Genomic DNA, 17,928 nt, shown 5'->3' with positions numbered 1-17,928 from the left:
AAAAGTTCACTTTTCTTTTAAAGATTGCCCCGGACTTTGAAAACCCCCTGCTTTTTAAGGGGGGCAAGGGGGGATCTTTTCCTACTGCCCACCCTACGATAAAATCGATGACAGAAACCAGAGAAATCATGACTCAAACGCCTGGACGAGACCAAAAGACCGGTTTAATCTTAATTGCGCCTGCCCTAATCATCCTGGGCTTAGTATTTATTTATCCCATTGTTCGCGCCTTTTGGTTAAGTCTGTATACGGAGAATTTGGGCACGCAACTCGAAGCTGTTTTTTCGGGATTTGCCAACTATCAACGGCTTTGGGGCGATGGTCGGTTTTGGCAGAGTCTCGGCAATACGACGATTTTTACGACTGTATCCATTGTACTCGAAGTCGCGTTAGGGATGGCGATCGCCTTAATCCTCAATCAAGCCTTTTTTGGTCGGGGATTTGTGCGTACCCTCACCCTGATTCCCTGGTCTCTTCCTACGGCAGTCATGGGGTTAGCTTGGGCGTGGATTTTTAACGATCAATATGGAGTAGTTAACGATTTACTCACCCGTTTAGGTTTAATCGAAACCTCCATCACTTGGCTCGGCGATCCCACCCGCGCTATGATTGCCATGATTATCGCCGATGTTTGGAAAACCACCCCTTTTATTGCCATCATTTTATTAGCTGGTTTGCAATCCATTTCCGCCGATTTATATGAAGCCCATGCCATAGATGGAGCCACCCCTTGGCAGAGTTTTTGGCAGATCACAGTCCCCCTAATTACCCCCCAACTGATTATCGCCCTGCTATTCCGATTTGCCCAAGCCTTTGGTATCTTTGATTTAGTCCAAGTGATGACCGGAGGAGGGCCAGCCGGAGCCACAGAAACCGTCTCCATTTACATCTATGCTACGGTGCGCCGCTATCTAGATTTTGGCTATGGTGCAGCGTTGGTTGTGGTCACGTTTTTGTTACTCATTTTAGCCGTGGCAGTTGCCGCTTTGTTGCTCACTAAGTTTCGCACTCCAGTTATAGCGCTTCGCGCTAGGGAATAGGGAATAGGTAATAGGTAATAGGGAATAGGGAATAGGGAATAGGGAATAGGGAATAGGTAATAGGCAATATAGCTAGTCTAAATGAGTTGTACAACGGGAAATGCCCTCTCCCTATATCCCTCTCCCGTGGGAGAGGGACTTTTCCCCCTTCTCCCTTCGACTTCGCTCAGGGCAGCGCCTGCGGGAGAAGGGGGCAGGGGGATGAGGGGCAATCGTTACATAACTCATTTAGGCCTGCTATAGGTACATTTCTGTTTAATGATCGCCGACTCTTTTAAGATACAAGGGTCAGGTTCACGCCATTGATGATATGATGTCCGGTTAAATAGATGTCATTGCGACCGCAGGGAAGCAATCGCCACAATTATCGAGATGATGAGATTGCTTCACTCCACTGCGTTCCGTTCGCAATGACAAATCATAGCTGATTATTCGGACTTGATATGAGTGGGTTTTCTAAATTTAGGTGAACCCACCCCTACGGTATCAACCTTAACGCCGCTTCAACAGGGAACCGAGACCCCCAACCGCCAACAGTGCCAAAACTGCGGAAGGTTCGGGGACTTTTTCCGGATTACAGGCAGAACTTGTACCGGTGACGGCAGTTGTACACTCATCCGGTTTCCAACTGGTGGAAATATAGGAATACTTTTGCCCACCACCGGGTTTATCGGCAACATCCACTTGACTGTAAAGAGTGACCGAGTTGCCCAAGAAGTCGATAAAATCTCCCGTGGGAGCAACCCCTTGACTGGGAGCCGCACTCCAATGCGTGAAAATATCATTAGGTGAAACGGCTACCTGGTTATTGATCAAATCTGAACCGTAGAACACTCCATCTGTAGAAGGATTCCTTAAACCACTAAACCTAGCTGGTTGCCCTGGGAAAAGAGCATCAAGCATATAGTTACCATCATGTTGAACAGTATAATCATCAGTACCAATAAAAATCCCTCCTCCTCGTCTCGCCAGTTCATAAATCTGATTCACAGTAAAGTTACCAAAGGCATTATTGGGGCCGGGAAAATCAGTTTCTGGGATAGCTTGCAAACTACGAATGCTTAGAGTTCCATCAAGCATCAAATTCGATTTCTGGGTGTAATGCTGTTTTAGGGCTTCCCGATCTCCTAAATCAAATGGAAAATCAGGACTGTAAGGAGGATTATAGAAAGTATCTAAAACCACAACATCATAGCTATTAGAGGCTAAATGGGCTTGCAGTCCTCCAGATGTTCTATGAGAGACATACGTGGTATCAAAGAGATTTCCACCACCAAAATCATCTAGAAAAGTAGACATTTCTTGACGAAGTTCACTATTGATCCAAGGATTCACGGGTGTTGTATCCCACCACAAGACGGAAAACTGAGCAGCATTGGCTTTCGAGTCCAGGTTCAAACCGCTCCAACAGAGAACCACAGAGGTTACCCCAAGAGCAACGCGCTTAACGGTGCGAGAAACTGCACTAATCCCAGATTGGTTCGTTAACATGGATTTATTCTCCTAATCGTTTTCAGTTCCAGAGCAGGGGTTTCAATCCGTAGAATCCCTCTCTGGATGGATATAGGAGGCTGTTAAAGTTCAGTTTCTGGGTAATTTCCCGTCGGGATTTTCCCAGACACTAACCCACCCTCCTATTAGTTAATCTGTTTTTTCGGGGCGATTTTATGCAAAATCGCGGATATTGTAATATTTCTTTACAAAAAGGCAGCGCGATCGCCCCTTGTGAAGCGCATCTTTATGGAGAATAGGGCATAACCCATTTTTAATTGATAGGCCTATGGTTCAACTGCAATCCGAACAAATCAAGTCTCCATCGTCGGATCAGCGTATTGTCCATTCTGGGATTACTTGGGAGCAATTCAAACTCCTTCAGTCTGGATTTGGCGATCGCCGAAATCTGCGGCTTTGTTACACCCAAAATACCGTAGAAATTTTCATGCCGGGACGAGAACACCAATTTTTCAGTCGCTTAATTGGATTTCTGATTGGGTTATTTTGCCTGGAAATGGGTATTGAATTTGAACCCCTTGGCTCGACTACGCAGGAGTACGAAGGTACAGTTTCCGCCGAACCCGATGAATCCTATTGTTTCAGTACATCTAAGCCTAGCCCGGATTTAGTCGTCGAAGTCATCTTTACCAGTGGCAGCTCCAACAAACTGCAACGCTACCGTTTCCTAGGTATTCCAGAAGTATGGTTTTGGGAAGATGGTGTATTTAGCCTTTATCGACTGCAAGGGGAAAATTACAGTCAAATTGCCCGCAGTGAAATCCCGGAACTGATTGATTTGGATATAGAACTTCTCACTCGCTGCGTGTTGATGGCACAAACATCACGCTTAGAAGCTGCAAATGAGTTTCGCAGATGGATAAAAACGTAAAACCAATGCATTTTTCGATCATTAAAAATCTAGGGAGTGAGACGCTACCACTCCAAATAATATCAAGGAATGCCAGGAGTGTGGGCATCTTGCCCGCTTCTCTTTTCCCATTTTCATGTCCGCTTGCGGAAACCGGACTTCATATCAAAATCTACTGCATAGCGGAGGAAAGTAATCTATGAAATCTGAAATGAAGCCTAAATTAAACTGGATAAAATTCCTATTATGGATCGGCATTTTAGGTACAACTTTATTTTTTGTTACTCCCATTTTGTGGCAAATTCTGACCTCCATCAAGACTAATGAAGCCATTTCTGCCATTCCCAATATTTATCTGCCCAGCCCCGATCAACTCACCTTAAAACACTATCAAAGTTTAGGCTTAGGCTTCCTTCGTTATGGCTTCAATAGCGCCCTAGTTTCCATCCTCTCCACCCTTCTCTGCTTAGGCATCGGAGCGCCCGCCGCCTATAGTCTCACTCGCTTAAACATACCGGGAGAAAAAATTATCCTGGCCTTTATTTTAGTGATTAGCCTATTTCCCTACGTGCTGCTGTTTCTGGGACTCTTAGAAATGGTGAAAGCCTTGGGATTGGGCAATAATTATCTGGCGCTGATTGTTCCCTATACGGCGATCAACTTACCCTTAACCATTCTAGTCCTGAGAAGCTTCTTTCAACAATTGCCCAAAGACTTAGAAGATTCAGCCAAAATTGATGGTTACAGCACCTTGGGCATGTTGCTGAATATCATTCTACCCATGACCGTACCCGCTTTAGTCACAACGGGAATTTTAACGTTTATTTTTGCTTGGAATGAGTTCATTTTTGCCCTCACCTTTATCACCCAAGAAAGTCTATATACCATCCCGGTTGCAGTTGCCCAACTGGGAGGAACTTCCGTATTTGAAGTGCCCTACGGCCCCATGGCTGCGGCAACCATTGCGGGAACAGTTCCCCTAGTCATTTTGGTGCTAATTTTCCAGCGCCGCATTGTGCAAGGAATTACCGCAGGTGCAGTGAAAGGGTAATACCTCTTTTCTGTCACTCTCCGGAATTAATATTCAGAAAAAATGGCGCGATCGCTTGCCTTGTCTACACTCTATGATTCCGATCCTAAACGGGTTATAAGTCGCTACAATTAACAATTATGTCTACTTTAGTCTCTAACACCCTCCCCCTACGCCCTGACTTGCACATCGATCGCACTCAACTCAATCAACTATGCGATCGCTGGCAAATTGTTGAACTGGCTCTGTTTGGTTCTGTGCTGCGTGATGACTTTCGCCCCGATAGCGACATTGATTTACTGGTGCAATTTTCTGAGAGAGCGAAAATTACTTTTTTTGACCTGGATATTATTGAAGCACAACTGAGCCAACTGTTTGGCGATCGCCCCATCGACTTGGTAACCCGTAATGCGATCGAAAACAGCCATAATCCCATCCGCCGCCAAAACATTCTCAGTCATACTTACACTATCTACTGCCGATGAGCCGCGATCTGGAATATCTCCTTGATGCTATCCAAGCCTGTACTAAGATCCTGGAATTTAGCCAGGGGTTTGATCGGGTTCAATTTGAAGGAGATCCCAAAACCCAGTCATCTGTGCTATACCAAATCGCTATCCTTGGCGAAATCGTCAATCGTTTATCCCCAGCTTATATTGCTGCTAACCCCGAAGTCCCCATTGATGCGATCCGAGGAATGAGAAATCGCATGATCCATGAGTACAAAGAGGTGGATCTCAAAATTCTTTGGAATGTTATTGAGACTAGCATACCTGAACTCCGTCAACTCTTGGAAAACAGCCGTTTGCCTGAACCATAAGCGAGTAGGGTAGGCAGGAGAATAAGCCGTATGATTCAAATTCTACGATAATTTCTAATCCATTTTGCGAATATCTCCAGACTTCCAATACCCCTAAACGTTCATAATTTTCTAGACGAGTCCGAGACGTAAGATCGATGCGAATAGATATAGCGCTTTGCGCTGTAACGGAGTACAGTCTTATTCAGATAAGTCATTGCGAATGGAACGAAGTGGAATGAAGCAATCGCAAAATCCCCCAATCTTGGCGTTAGCGAAGCTTGCGCGAAGCGCGAATGCTTCCCTCCGGTCGCAATGACAATTCTAACCCATAGATTAATGCTGTACCTCATAACAGCGCGAAACGCTGTATTAGGCTTAAATTATGGGTTAAAATAGTTCTAGTATTGTAGCTCTCTTCTGTTAAACTGGGAAATTCTGACGAATTTCCGGCATTACAGCCCGCGATCGCGAAGCGATGCGGAGCATTATCGCGAACGAAAGAATCAGGGTTCCACCCTCTTTGTTCCGAAAGTGACAGAAGAGGGATAGCTTGTGGTTCTGCGATGGTCAATCTCTAAAATGGCTAAACTAATCTTAAAAAATTTACGCAAGCAATTTACGAGCAAGAGTATTCCGGTTAAGGATGTAAGTCTGAAGGTTGAGGAGGGGGAATTTTTGACCTTGCTGGGGCCTTCGGGTTGTGGAAAATCGACGCTTTTACGGATGATTGCAGGATTGGATCGACCAACGGAAGGTCAGGTGATTTTAGGGGGAGAAGATATTACTTTATTACCTCCAGGTCAACGGAATATGGCCATGGTGTTTCAGAGTTATGCGCTCTATCCCCATATGACGGTTTTTGAGAATATTTCGACGGCTCTGCGGTTGCGGAAAGTGGATAAGAATGAGATTGAAACGAGGGTGAAGAGTGTATCGAGTCGTTTAGGATTAGAGTATTTGCTCGATCGCAAGCCGGGGCAACTTTCAGGAGGTCAGCGTCAACGGGTAGCTTTGGCGCGATCGCTGGTACGCAATCCGGATGTATTCTTGTTGGATGAACCGTTGAGTAATTTGGATGCCCTGTTGCGGGAACAGGTACGGGCAGATTTGAAGCAGCTCTTTGAAGCACAACAGAAACCGGTGGTTTATGTCACCCACGACCAAACGGAAGCCATGACCCTTTCGACGAAAATTGCTGTACTCTATGAGGGATTTGTGCAACAGTTGGGGACTCCAGAACAGATTTATCGTCAACCCGCGAATCAGTTTGTGGCGGGGTTTGTGGGTAGTCCGCAAATGAATTTATTAACGTTGACTTGCGAGCAAAATCAAGCCATTTTGGGTCATTTTGCCCTGCCTTTACCCGCTCTGTCCAGGGTTCCTAGGGCGATCGTTTTGGGTATTCGTCCGGAGGATATTCAGATCGCTCCAGAGGAGAGCAAGGAAGCGGTGGAGGGAGTGGTGTATTTGGTGGAAGATTTGGGGAAAGAGCGGTTGCTGAGTGTGCGTGTTGCCGGATCGGATAAAACGGTGCGATCGCTCATTCCAGCCGATCGCCCCTTCTCTACGGAGCAAATTCGGCTCAGACTGCCCCAAAAGGCGATGCATTGGTTTGATGTGGATGCGGGCGATCGTATATCATAAAGTGATTTAAGGCGTGAAAAATACAGGAAAGACTGATACTCAATTCTTAATGAATGGGAAGGGTTAACCGCTAAGTCACGAAGAAATACAAAGCCAGAAAATTCGTTAGGTAACGTAAATATTTATGAATACAAAGCCTTTGTTATCTATTATCACACCAACACTGGGAAAGTTTTCGCCCTATTGGTTGGAACAGCTTTTAAAGATTGAAGGTGATATTGAATTTATCCTGATTTATCCACCAGGAGTGATACCCGGCGATATGAATGATCCTAGGGTGAGAACGTTGATCAGTCCCTATAAAGGAGAAATGATGCAGCGTTTTGTGGGTTTGCTTAATGCTCGTGGGACTTATTTATTGGCTCTAGATGATGATGATTATGCTCATCCCCAGATCATCAAGATGATTTCTACTTACTTCTCTAGATTCCCAGAAAGTGTTATTTTACGGTTGAAAAAAGCAGTTATTGATTCCCAAGAAAAAGAAAGGATAGAGTCAGAGTGGGAACCTATTCCCGATCTCGAACATATGCCAGTTTGTCAAAGCTATGATAAAGGAAAGTTTGAAGGATTATTAGAAGTCCCGATCGCACCTCTGACCGCTTCATTTAAGCTTTCTTATTTGATCTTCCCGTTTCAAAAAACGGGACTTCATTTTGAAAATTTTAATAATATTATCTGGAAAACTGAGGCGATCCAGAAGGCGATGCCTGAACTCTCAAAAGCTACAGAGTTATTAGGTATTGTGACATGGATACCGAGATCGGGATTTGATCGTTTATCAGGTTTATTTGTCCAGGCAACTCTATTTGCACCGGATAAAATCATTGGACATTGGCTTTCTGGCCACGAGCAAATTCGTTTTATTTCTTCAGACCCTGCACTTAAGGCAGCCCGTTTTCATGTTGTCTCAGATTTTCTGCTGATCAAGTATTTTCCTCAATACCCTTATTTCTGGAGTCTATTTCTGAGTAAGGCTTATGCTTTGCCCAGAACAATTGCTAAGTATCTGAAGATGAAATTTTCCCCTAAATAAGACTGCCCCAAAAGGCGATGCATTGGTTTGATGTGGATGCGGGCGATCGCTTACTTCAATAGCAGCACCCTGAAGCACGATCAATCCTTAGATTACAAGGTATGATGGATTTTACAGTCCCTACAGGGTGCGGGGAAAAGGAGAGAAAGCGATGGTTCAATCTGGGAATGTTGAGGTAGGGTCTCTGGTGGCGATCGCCACGACACCCCGATCGGCTTATCGTCTGTTTCCCCTTACCGAGTCCCTGGGAGCAGAGCTGATCGTCTCTCCGTCTTGCCATACTGCCTTAAAAACTGGGGCGAGGGGCCCCTCGCCCCTACAGGAAGGTCAATCCTATGAAGTCTATCCAGGTAGCTTATCAGACTACTTACCCACCCTCTGGTCAAACCATCAAGGGTTGATCTTTGGGTTAGCTGTGGGTGCGGTAGTGCGCCTGATTGCTCCCCTATTGAACCATAAAAGCACCGATCCGGCGGTGGTGGTGGTGGATGAAACGGGAAACCATGTGATTAGTGTTTGTGGGGGACATCAGGGAGGAGCCGATCGCCTGACGCGGTTAGTCGCGACCCAATTGGGAGCAGCGCCGATCGTTACCGGTGCTTGTGATAGCCTCAACTTACCGGCGATCGATACCTTGGGGTTGCCCTTCGGATGGAGACGAGGAAGCGGAGACTGGACAGGAGTGAGCGCGGCGATCGCCCAACAACATTCTGTACAAGTCATTCAAGATGCCGGATCAACCCTGTGGCAAGAACATCTCCCCAACGATCATCCCTTTGCATTTGAACTCGACTCTAGCAGCGCAGGAGCCAGGGTTTGGATCAGCGCCACCCAGCGCCAGTTTACCCCCAAGGGAACCTTTCCCAAGGTGCAATGGCATCCGAGGGTGTTGTGGGTGGGGATGGGGTGCGAACGGGGAACCGATGAGCGGGTGATTTCCCAAGCGTTGGAGCAGGTTCTGGCTGCTGCACATCTGGCAGAAGGGGCGATCGCTGGTATTGCCACCCTGGATCGCAAGGCCGATGAGCCGGGGTTATTGGCTCTGTGTGAGGCGAAAGGCTGGCCCTTGATCCCCTTCCCATCAGAGCAGTTAAAGGGGGTTTCTGTGCCCAATCCCTCGGCGCTGGTCGCCGAAACGGTGGGTACACCCAGCGTTGCCGAAGCCGCCGCCCTGACTGCGGCCGGGGTCTCTGAACTGTTGGTGACGAAGCAAATCTATCGCTTTCGGGACTTATCTGGAGCGGTTACCGTGGCGATCGCCCAATCTCCCCAAGAATATACCGCCCGAACCGGTCAACTGTGGTTAGTAGGCATGGGGCCCGGAGCGCTGCAACAGATGACTCCAGCCGCCCAAGCCGCCGTTATACAAGCCGATTCTGTTCTGGGCTACGGGTTATATTTAGACCTGATCGCCCCCCTGCGTCGTCCCGGTCAAATCATTGAACAGTTTCCCATCACCCAAGAGCGCCAACGGGCCGAACGAGCCATAGAATTAGCCCAATGGGGGTTAACCGTGGCCATGGTCTCCTCCGGAGATTGTGGCATTTATGGCATGGCCGGATTAGTCTTAGAGGAACTGCAAAACCAAGGTTGGGATGGCCAAGTTCCCGGAGTCCAAGTCTTCCCCGGAATTACCGCCCTACAAGCGGCCGCTGCACGGGTGGGAGCGCCCCTAATGCATGACTTTTGTGCCATTAGTTTAAGCGACCTGTTAACCCCTTGGCCAGTGATTGAAAAGCGCTTAGTAGCGGCTGCACAGGGGGATTTTGTCACCGCTATCTATAACCCGAAATCCCAGAAGCGCACCGAGGGAATTCGGCGATCGCAAGACATCTTCCTCCAATATCGTCATCCCCAAACCCCCGTCGCTCTTGTACGCTGTGCCTATCGGGAAAACGAGCAAATTACCCTCACCACATTAGAAGACTTTGCCCAACTCGACATTGATATGTTAACCACCGTCCTCATCGGTAATCCCACGACCCGAACCCAAGGTCAATGGATGATTACTCCCAGGGGTTATTTTCCTTTACGGTGAATCAGTTATATAGTTATATCAAATCTATTTATTTGCGCTACAGATCTCTGTAGGGGCGGGTTATACCCAAATCTTGTAGGGGGTTTGGGGTGATTTTTTGTGTTTAGGAGGCGATCATCGCCCCACCGCCCTATTCCGATGGTCAATTTTTAATTTTTCATTGAACCGGCGATCGCTTGACAAACCGCAGAAATCTTGGTCTGATAAGAACGGGCTAATTATGACCAATAATCGTAATCGCCCCCAATTGTAGAAATATCGAGAGATATATCAAAAGTTGTTACCCAAGGTACAAGTTGTGAGCAATACAAGTCAAGTCAAAACCGAAGAAAATCAGAGCAGTTTTGATGCGATCAAGGAAGCCCACAAGCTTTCTGGCGATGCTGATGTCCTCAGAGACTATTATGACCAGTGGTCTCAAAAGTATGACCATGATGTAGAAAATGAAGCGTATTGTGGCCCGGAATACATTAGTGCCTATTTTGATTTATTACCCAAAAAATTTGGTAAATTCCTGAATTTGCGCGATCCAGAGATCGAAATCCTAGATGCGGGTTGTGGTACAGGATTGGTCGGTGTAGCTCTGCGTCGCAAAGGTTATAAGAATGTGGATGGTTTTGATATCTCCCCAGGGATGGTGGAAGCGGCAGAAAAAACCGATTCTTATCGGAAGCTAGAGGGGGGAACAGAATGCGATCTGACCCAACGGATCAAGTATTATGCCGATAACCAGTATGATGCTTCCATTAGTTGCGGGGTGTTTACCCTGGGTCATGTGCCCCCCACTGCTATAGAAGAGATGATCCGGTTTACCAAACCCGGTGGTCTGGTGGTCGTCAGCACCCGGAAGAGCTATTACGATAGCACTAACTTCCAAGAAGAGTGCGATCGCCTACAAGCCGAGAAGAAAGTGAAGCTCGTTAGCTCCATCATCGATGGCCCCTATATTGCCGAAGAAGGCGCTCACTATTGGGCGTTTGAGGTTCTCTAAGAAAGCCCTCTCCCTATATCCCTCTCCCCAGGGAGAGGGACTTCTTACCCCTCTTCTCCCACGGGAGAAGGGGCTGGGGGAAGAGGGCAAACGACTATTAGCTAAAGGTTGCGCCCTCTCCCTTTCATGTCCGAAGGAAAATCCCTTTCCCCAGGAAGAGAGACTTTTACCCCCGACTATTAACACCTATGACAGAATTAATGAATGCCGTCCTTCTCAACGGATATGGCGGCCCAGAACAATTAGTTTATACTCAAGTTCCTAAACCAACCCCCCAGAAAGGAGAAATCCTGATTAAAGTAGGAGCTTGTTCGATCAACAATGCAGATATCAATACTCGTACAGGTTGGTATGCAGCAGATCAAGGATTTCAAGAAATTCTGCAAGATACAAAGACCAACGAAGGAGGAAAAGCAACCTGGAATCAGCTAGGAGTAGAATTTCCTCGTATTCAGGGAGCTGATATCGTGGGAAAAGTTGTCGGAATGGGTGAGGGTGTCGCGCCAGAAACCCTCAATCAACGGGTGATTGTATATCCTTGGATTCGTACTGCTCAATTCGCAGAATATCAGTATGTGGGCAGCGAACTCGATGGAGGTTTTGCTGAATATGCAGTAGTTCCTGCGACTAATGCTTACCCCATTAATTCCCCTCTACCGGATACTCAGTTAGCAACGCTGCCCTGTGCTTATTCCACAGCAGAGAATATGTTAACTAAGGCGAGAGTCGCAGCTAGAGATACAGTCCTGATTACAGGAGCTTCCGGTGGTGTGGGCAGTGCAGCCATACAATTAGCGAAAATTCGAGGCGCAGTTGTGATTGCGATTGTGGGAGCAAACAAAGAGCATTTAGCTAAGGAGTTGGGTGCTGATTATGCTTATTGCCGAGATGACCAACTTGCTTCTAATGTTGGGAAGCATGAAATTACAGTAGTTGCAGATGTAGTGGGCGGAGAATACTTTAGTCTGATCTTCAAGAGCCTTGTGGTGGGTGGAAGGTATGTGACTTCTGGAGCGATCGCCGGGCCACTGGTTGAGCTGGATTTGCGAGATCTGATCTACAAAGATGTAGAGATGCATGGAGGCAACCGTTATGAACCCGCAGTATTTCAGAATTTGCTCGGATATATCGAACGAGGTCTGTTGAAACCTCCAGTCGCTAAAGTTTTTCCCCTGAGTCAAATGCAAGAGGCGCAGAAATTTTTTCAAAGCAAAAGCTTTTTTGGCAAAGTTGTAATTACGCCTGAAAACAATCCTTAAGTAAGAGAAAGGAAACTCACGGATGAGTAAGCAAAAAATTGCCTATATTGGCACAGGCGCTATGGGCAAGCAGATGATCTACAAACTGCTCAAAGATGGCTATCACGTGCAAGTGTACGATAAGTACAAAGAAGCGGCCGAGCCGGTGATTGCCAAAGGAGCCATCTGGAAAAACAGCCCCAAAGAAGCGGCTCAAGGCTCAGATTTAGTGATTACCAATTTGCCCCTACCCCATCATGTTTTAGAGAATATGTTAGGGCCGAGTGGAGCGGTGGAAGGGATGAGACCGGGGTCAACTTGGATGGATTTCTCGACAACGGACTACCACAATACCCAAAATATTGCCAGAGAAGCGAGGAAAAAAGGGATTTTTAGTCTGGAGTCGCCGGTTAGTAATCTCTCGCATATGGGGGTTGATTTTTGTAACGTTAGCTTCTATGTGAGCGGCGATCGCCAAGGCTACGACCTCAGTAAAGGCTCCCTGGACTCCATGGGCGAAATCTCGTTCTTTGTCAGTGACACCATCGGCGAAGCACAGACCATCAAACTGTTGACCAACCTGCTCTTCTACACCGGCATGGTGACCGTGGGCGAAGTGCTGATGATTTGTAAAATCTATGGCATTCCCCTGCTCTGGATGTGGGATTTAATCCGCTCTTCCCAAGGCAGTAGCTTCGTGGCCGAGCAAGTTACCCCGTTTATTTTTGACGGCAGCTACGACTATTCCTGCTCCCTAGAAATCACCGTTAAAGATACGGACTTGACGGTAAACTTAGCCAACGAACTCAACGTTCCCCTCCCCATCGGTCGCATCATCGAAGAACGATACCGGGAAGCGGGACAGAAATATGATGCCCATGATAACCATGTGAAAGTCACTAAGCTGATCGAAGAGGATAATGGGGTGAATCTGAGAGTGCCCCATTTTACCGCTCCCTCTCCCTATGGTTTGAATCGCAGCTATATTCATTCTGAGGAAAAAATCAGCGATATTTTCGGTCGCATCAAACCCCGTCCCTACGAACTCCAATATCCTGCACCGGAACCCTTAGACGATCCAATTCTAATGGATATGGCGCGATCGCTCACCGACTTCATGGCCTATATCAACTACCTGATTTTAGGGGAAGCTCACCACCTGGGCAAAAACATGGGCTTAAGCGACCAATTAATCGAGGATGTGATTCGCTGGAGTTGTGGAACCTGTTGGGTATTTGATAATATAACCTCCTACCAACCCGATCCAGCCATTGTCCCCAAAATCCAATCCTTTGACTTCGGTCGTCACGCCAAGCTCCCGGTTTTAACCAAAATCCTCAAGCATCTGAGTTAATCCCTAGCTCTCCCATTGCCCAATGGTGAAAAGCGGGTAGTCCCGTGACCGCAATAAAATGAAGCAATACGAGGAGTGCGAGCGTCTCGCTCGCTAGTAATACCAAGTCCGATTAAACAGCTATAATTACCAATCCTTGTAGCCGTGACACAGCTAATTTGATGCAATAGATTTTGTTTGTAGTGATTGCTCAAGCCATCTCCAGCTAGGCTTTTAAGCACTAAAGTGCTTACTACAAACAAAGCCCTATTTTAGCTGTGTCACGGCACTACAATTCAACACTTTTGCCTAAAACTCTATGAAAATCACAAAAATCACCGTCTATCAAGTGACCTTACCCCTGGAGCATCCCTACCGACTCTCTGGAGGAAGATTGTACTTTGATAAACTCGATTCCACCATTATCGCCATGGATACGGATGAAGGCATCCGGGGCTGGGGGGAAGGCTGCCCTTGGGGGTCAACTTATTTACCCGCCTTTCCCAGAGGTATTCGGGCGGGAATTGAGGAGTTAGCGCCCCAACTGATTGGCCTCGACCCCCGACGGATCGATGTTGTGTATCGGGCGATGGATATGGCTCTACCGGGTCATCCCTACATTAAATCCCCTCTGGATATGGCCTGTTGGGATATCCTGGGCAAATTCACGGGATTATCCCTGTGTGAATTGTTTGGCGGTCGCATTGACCAAGAGATTACGATTCAAAATTCTGTGCCCACAGATACTCCAGAGGGCATGATTGAGTCGATTAAACGGGGTCAAGCTAGGGGAGAAAAAGTCCATACCTGTAAAATTGGCGCAGATGTGGCCTTAGATATTGAGCGCATTAAAGCCATTGGTGCATATTTACCCCCCGATGAAACGGCGACCTTTGATGTGAACCGCGCTTGGTTGGTGGATGAGGGGATGCGGGTGATGAATGCGGTGAAAGAGCCGATTCTCTATTTTGAGCAACCTTGTGAAACTTATGAAGAGTGCTTACAACTGCGGAGGCTAACGAATCATGCGATTATCCTGGATGAATGCATTCAGGGCTATGGGGATATCGTTCGCGCTCAAGGGGATCGTGCGTGTGAGGCGATCGGGTTGAAAATTGGTCGGGTGGGAGGTTTGACGAAGGCCAAGCGGATTCGGGATTTCTGTGTGGAAACGGGGATTCGCATGAATATTGAGGTGACGGGGGGCAGTGCGATCGGGGATGCGGGATCGGTGCATTTGGCCCAGTCTACTCCAGCGACTCACCTGCGGGCGACGTGGTTGTGCCATGAGATGCTGACAGTGAATACAGCCACGGGTGGGCCGCGGGGTCAAGGGGGTAAAACGGTGGCTCCAGAGGGGCCAGGATTAGGGGTAGAGCCGATTATGGAGGTGCTGGGTGAACCCATTGCCGTCTATCAATAATAGGTCTGGGTACAGATGAAAGGATGGTTATGGCTGACACTGGGAGAAATTTTCTGATGCAAAAAATACTTGCACTTTGGGCAGTGCCGCGATCGACTTCTACTGCTTTTGAAACCATGATGCGCCAAAGGGGAGACTTTTTGGTTCTTCACGAACCCTTTGGTCTGTACTTTTGCTGTAGCGAGGAAAGAAAGAGCGATCGCTATAGTGATGACAACATTCAGAAGTCCAAGAGCTTTCAACCCGTCTTGCAAAGCCTGATTGATAAGGCCCAAAGCCAAAAAATCTTTATGAAAGATATGGCTCGTTGTATTTGCGATCGGGCCGATCCAACCTTCTTATCCCACTTTGAGAACACCTTCTTGATTCGCCATCCAGCTAAAGCCCTTCCCTCCCTCTTCGCCCGTCGGCCCGATTTTAGTCTAGTCGAAACCGGCTATGCAGCAATTTACCACTTGTTTGAAGCAACCAAAAATTATCTGGGAAAAGTCCCCCCTTTGATTGATTCCGATGATTTAGTCCATAAACCAGAAGCAACTGTCAAAGCCTATTGTCATGCAGTGGGCATTCCCTTTCTCCCTCAAGCCTTAACCTGGGAAGCCAAGCAACAACCAGAACTCCTTCCATGGAAAAGCTGGCATAAACAAGTCCAATCGAGTCAAGGATTTAAACCAACGAAACCCAACAATTATGTGAAGATTGAAGACAACGAGCATTTGCAGCAAGCTTATAAGTATTGTTTACCCTATTATGAAAAACTATACGAACAGCGACTACGCATTGATTAACCCAGAATTTCTATAATTAAGCCCCCTTTTCATGGTATAATTCCATTGAATACATTATTTAACCTAATTTTGTAGAAAAAAGGAGAACTACCCAACCCGGAGGCTCATTAACTAATGGATACCTTACCCGTAATCTCATTAGAAAAACTCAAAGATCTCAGTTATTCATCCGGAAATGAAGAACATAAACGACTTTACAACATTTGCTTAGAACACGGCTTCTTTTACCTCAAAGATCATGGCGTTTCTTCAGAGTTAGTTCAGCAAACCATAGACGCTTCTCGAAACTTTTTTCAACTTCCCCAAGAAACTAAAAAAGCCTATGGTCACGACCAGCAAACTGTTTATCCAAAAACCTCTAGAGGCTACAGCCCCCTCTATGGTGAAGCCCTCAATGGAGAGGAGGGGCCCGATCCCAAAGAACTCTTTGATTTAGGTTTAGAACGCCCTCCATCCGATAAACCCTTTACCGGGCCAACTGTTGTTCCTGATAACGAAGTCGCTCCCGGTTTTGCCTCATCCCATTATCAGCTTCAAGGGGAAATTATGAATCAAGTAGTTCCCCCCCTGTTACAAGGATTAGCGGTTGCCCTGGGCCGAGACCCCCATTGGTTTGATCCCTACTTTGAAGACCCCGTTTTAATCCATCGAAGCATTTACTACCCTGCTTCTGGAGGAATTGCCGGAAAACATACAGATACCGGCATTTTTACCATCTTGATTCAGGAATATTTCCCCACTCCTTCCCTAAGAGTGTATGCGAAAGATGCTTGGATTGATGCGGGATGTTTAGAGGATGCTTTTGTGATCAATTTGGGGGATATGTTGCAATATTGGACGAATGGTTTATTTGTCAGTACCCCCCACGAAGTCATTCACAAACTGCCTCAGACTCGCATTTCTATTCCCTTGTTTGTTTTCCCCAATCACAATACCCAGATTCAGCCCATGGGAACCGAGGAAACTATCAATTCGACTGACGTAATGTTAGAGAATTTTCACTCTATCTGGGTAGATAAATCCGGTTCAGGTCGTGCTAAAGAATTAACACAATAGACCGGTCTCCTAGATTGCCCCCTAAGTGTTTGATCGTATAGTTTGGCAATTAAGGGTTTTTAGTCCTCTCTCGTGATGGGAGAGGACTAAAAGATGATATAATCAGTGCAGATACAAGCCCTATATCGTTACCTATGGGATTAACAATTAGGAGAAAAACAAATGAATACGTTACCGATTATTTCATTAGCCCAACTTAAAAAATCAAGTTCTCCCTCCGGAAATGAAGAACACAAACGGCTATATGATACTTGCTTAGAGCATGGATTTTTTTATCTTAAAGATCATGGTATCTCCTCCGAATTAGTCCAGAAAACCATTCAGGCTTCTCGCAATTTTTTCCAGTTGCCGGAAGAAACGAAAAAAGCCTATAGTCAAGACAAACAAACTGTTTATCCAAATACCTGTAGAGGATACAGCCCCCTCTATGGTGAAGCTCTCAATGGAGAAGAAGGGCCCGATCCCAAAGAGCTGTTTGATTTAGGCATAGAACGCCCCCATGCTGACCAACCTTTTACCGGAACCACCCTGATTCCTGATGATACGGTAGCTCCGGGTTTTGCCTCCTGTCACTATGAGCTTCAAGGGGAAATTCTGACCAAAATTGTTCCCCATCTTTTACGAGGATTAGCCGTTGCTTTAGGGCAGGAACCCGATTACTTTGACCCTTATTTTGATGAACCGATCTTAATCCATCGCACCATTCATTATCCCCCCGAAGGTGGGATTGCCGGGAAACATACCGATAATGGGATTTTCACGATCTTAATCCAGGAATATTTTCCCAACCCTTCCTTGCGTGTATACGCTAAAGAGGCTTGGATTGATGCGGTCTGTCTCAAAGATGCCTTTGTGGTGAATCTAGGGGATATGTTACAACTGTGGACTAATGGCTTATTTATCAGCACTCCCCATGAAGTGATTCATACTCTGGCGAAAAGTCGGATTTCGATTCCATTTTTTGTTTATCCCAAGGTGAATGCCGTTTTTCAGCCCATCGGCAGCGATGAAAAGATCAATCCGACTGAGATTATGTTGAAAAATTTTAATTCCATTTGGGTGGAGAAAACGGGAGGCGGTCGCGCTCAAGAGTTAGTGTAATGAGTTGATCGTGCTATCTTGTGCTTAGTGGTGAACGGGTTAAAAA

16 protein-coding genes are annotated in these 17,928 nt (G+C 46.6%); 15 read left to right on the top strand and 1 reads right to left on the bottom strand.

Annotation, left to right across the window (positions count from 1 at the left end; genetic code table 11):
* Positions 1-128: 128 nt before the first annotated feature.
* Positions 129-1,040, top strand: a complete 912-nt coding sequence (locus tag PMG25_RS06485) for a carbohydrate ABC transporter permease (RefSeq protein ID WP_283766089.1) — start codon at positions 129-131, stop codon at positions 1,038-1,040.
* Between the two features lie 492 nt (positions 1,041-1,532).
* Here the strand turns inward: PMG25_RS06485 and PMG25_RS06480 are convergent, their stop codons facing one another.
* Positions 1,533-2,531 carry a PEP-CTERM sorting domain-containing protein gene (locus PMG25_RS06480; protein WP_283766088.1) on the bottom strand — a complete coding sequence of 333 codons (999 nt, stop codon included), beginning with the start codon at positions 2,529-2,531 and terminating at the stop codon, positions 1,533-1,535.
* Between the two features lie 289 nt (positions 2,532-2,820).
* Between PMG25_RS06480 and PMG25_RS06475 the strand changes: the two genes are divergently transcribed.
* From PMG25_RS06475 to PMG25_RS06410, 14 genes are all read left to right on the top strand, one after another.
* Complete coding sequence (locus tag PMG25_RS06475; protein WP_283766087.1) at positions 2,821-3,423, top strand: Uma2 family endonuclease; 603 nt, start codon at positions 2,821-2,823, stop codon at positions 3,421-3,423.
* 178 nt (positions 3,424-3,601) lie between these two features.
* Positions 3,602-4,453, top strand: coding sequence for a carbohydrate ABC transporter permease (locus tag PMG25_RS06470; protein WP_283766086.1), 852 nt, complete (start codon positions 3,602-3,604; stop codon positions 4,451-4,453).
* Between the two features lie 119 nt (positions 4,454-4,572).
* The gene (locus PMG25_RS06465) at positions 4,573-4,917 is read left to right on the top strand and encodes a nucleotidyltransferase family protein (protein ID WP_283766085.1); all 345 of its coding nucleotides are present in this window, start codon (positions 4,573-4,575) and stop codon (positions 4,915-4,917) included.
* Complete coding sequence (locus PMG25_RS06460; RefSeq protein ID WP_283766084.1) at positions 4,914-5,252, top strand: HepT-like ribonuclease domain-containing protein; 339 nt, start codon at positions 4,914-4,916, stop codon at positions 5,250-5,252. Before PMG25_RS06465 ends, PMG25_RS06460 begins: the two co-directional genes overlap by 4 nt.
* 561 nt (positions 5,253-5,813) lie before the next feature.
* Positions 5,814-6,878 (top strand): ABC transporter ATP-binding protein, encoded by a 1,065-nt coding sequence (locus tag PMG25_RS06455; protein WP_283766083.1) that lies wholly within the window; start codon positions 5,814-5,816, stop codon positions 6,876-6,878.
* Between the two features lie 124 nt (positions 6,879-7,002).
* Complete coding sequence (locus PMG25_RS06450) at positions 7,003-7,914, top strand: glycosyltransferase family A protein (protein WP_283766082.1); 912 nt, start codon at positions 7,003-7,005, stop codon at positions 7,912-7,914.
* 151 nt (positions 7,915-8,065) lie between these two features.
* Positions 8,066-9,952 carry a precorrin-3B C(17)-methyltransferase gene (gene cobJ / locus PMG25_RS06445; protein ID WP_283766081.1) on the top strand — a complete coding sequence of 629 codons (1,887 nt, stop codon included), beginning with the start codon at positions 8,066-8,068 and terminating at the stop codon, positions 9,950-9,952.
* Between the two features lie 298 nt (positions 9,953-10,250).
* Positions 10,251-10,943, top strand: coding sequence for a class I SAM-dependent DNA methyltransferase (locus PMG25_RS06440; protein ID WP_283766080.1), 693 nt, complete (start codon positions 10,251-10,253; stop codon positions 10,941-10,943).
* Positions 10,944-11,131: 188 nt separating this feature from the next.
* Entirely contained in the window at positions 11,132-12,202 is a 1,071-nt protein-coding gene (locus PMG25_RS06435) for an alcohol dehydrogenase family protein (RefSeq protein ID WP_283752954.1), read from the top strand.
* 22 nt (positions 12,203-12,224) lie between these two features.
* Positions 12,225-13,535 carry an NAD(P)-dependent oxidoreductase gene (locus PMG25_RS06430; protein ID WP_283766079.1) on the top strand — a complete coding sequence of 437 codons (1,311 nt, stop codon included), beginning with the start codon at positions 12,225-12,227 and terminating at the stop codon, positions 13,533-13,535.
* Positions 13,536-13,833: 298 nt separating this feature from the next.
* Positions 13,834-14,937 (top strand): mandelate racemase/muconate lactonizing enzyme family protein, encoded by a 1,104-nt coding sequence (locus PMG25_RS06425; RefSeq protein ID WP_283766078.1) that lies wholly within the window; start codon positions 13,834-13,836, stop codon positions 14,935-14,937.
* A 56-nt stretch (positions 14,938-14,993) separates the two neighbouring features.
* The gene (locus PMG25_RS06420; protein ID WP_283766077.1) at positions 14,994-15,725 is read left to right on the top strand and encodes a sulfotransferase-like domain-containing protein; all 732 of its coding nucleotides are present in this window, start codon (positions 14,994-14,996) and stop codon (positions 15,723-15,725) included.
* A gap of 114 nt (positions 15,726-15,839) precedes the next feature.
* Entirely contained in the window at positions 15,840-16,781 is a 942-nt protein-coding gene (locus tag PMG25_RS06415; RefSeq protein ID WP_283766076.1) for an isopenicillin N synthase family dioxygenase, read from the top strand.
* Positions 16,782-16,943: 162 nt separating this feature from the next.
* The gene (locus PMG25_RS06410; protein WP_283766075.1) at positions 16,944-17,882 is read left to right on the top strand and encodes an isopenicillin N synthase family dioxygenase; all 939 of its coding nucleotides are present in this window, start codon (positions 16,944-16,946) and stop codon (positions 17,880-17,882) included.
* The last annotated feature ends 46 nt before the right edge of the window (positions 17,883-17,928 follow it).

Source organism: Roseofilum capinflatum BLCC-M114 (assembly GCF_030068505.1).
GTDB lineage: Bacteria > Cyanobacteriota > Cyanobacteriia > Cyanobacteriales > Desertifilaceae > Roseofilum > Roseofilum capinflatum.
Note: the sequence above shows the minus strand (reverse complement) of the source record. Positions and strands in the feature narration are given on the sequence as shown.

Coding starts and splice junctions, on each gene's coding strand:
- PMG25_RS06430 (WP_283766079.1), top strand. CDS start 12,225: ATGAGTAAGCAAAAAATTGCCTATATTGGCACAGGCGCTATGGGCAAG.
- PMG25_RS06480 (WP_283766088.1), bottom strand. CDS start 2,531: ATGTTAACGAACCAATCTGGGATTAGTGCAGTTTCTCGCACCGTTAAG.
- PMG25_RS06470 (WP_283766086.1), top strand. CDS start 3,602: ATGAAATCTGAAATGAAGCCTAAATTAAACTGGATAAAATTCCTATTA.
- PMG25_RS06420 (WP_283766077.1), top strand. CDS start 14,994: ATGCAAAAAATACTTGCACTTTGGGCAGTGCCGCGATCGACTTCTACT.
- PMG25_RS06485 (WP_283766089.1), top strand. CDS start 129: ATGACTCAAACGCCTGGACGAGACCAAAAGACCGGTTTAATCTTAATT.
- cobJ (WP_283766081.1), top strand. CDS start 8,066: ATGGTTCAATCTGGGAATGTTGAGGTAGGGTCTCTGGTGGCGATCGCC.
- PMG25_RS06450 (WP_283766082.1), top strand. CDS start 7,003: ATGAATACAAAGCCTTTGTTATCTATTATCACACCAACACTGGGAAAG.
- PMG25_RS06475 (WP_283766087.1), top strand. CDS start 2,821: ATGGTTCAACTGCAATCCGAACAAATCAAGTCTCCATCGTCGGATCAG.
- PMG25_RS06435 (WP_283752954.1), top strand. CDS start 11,132: ATGACAGAATTAATGAATGCCGTCCTTCTCAACGGATATGGCGGCCCA.
- PMG25_RS06410 (WP_283766075.1), top strand. CDS start 16,944: ATGAATACGTTACCGATTATTTCATTAGCCCAACTTAAAAAATCAAGT.
- PMG25_RS06465 (WP_283766085.1), top strand. CDS start 4,573: ATGTCTACTTTAGTCTCTAACACCCTCCCCCTACGCCCTGACTTGCAC.
- PMG25_RS06425 (WP_283766078.1), top strand. CDS start 13,834: ATGAAAATCACAAAAATCACCGTCTATCAAGTGACCTTACCCCTGGAG.
- PMG25_RS06455 (WP_283766083.1), top strand. CDS start 5,814: ATGGCTAAACTAATCTTAAAAAATTTACGCAAGCAATTTACGAGCAAG.
- PMG25_RS06460 (WP_283766084.1), top strand. CDS start 4,914: ATGAGCCGCGATCTGGAATATCTCCTTGATGCTATCCAAGCCTGTACT.
- PMG25_RS06415 (WP_283766076.1), top strand. CDS start 15,840: ATGGATACCTTACCCGTAATCTCATTAGAAAAACTCAAAGATCTCAGT.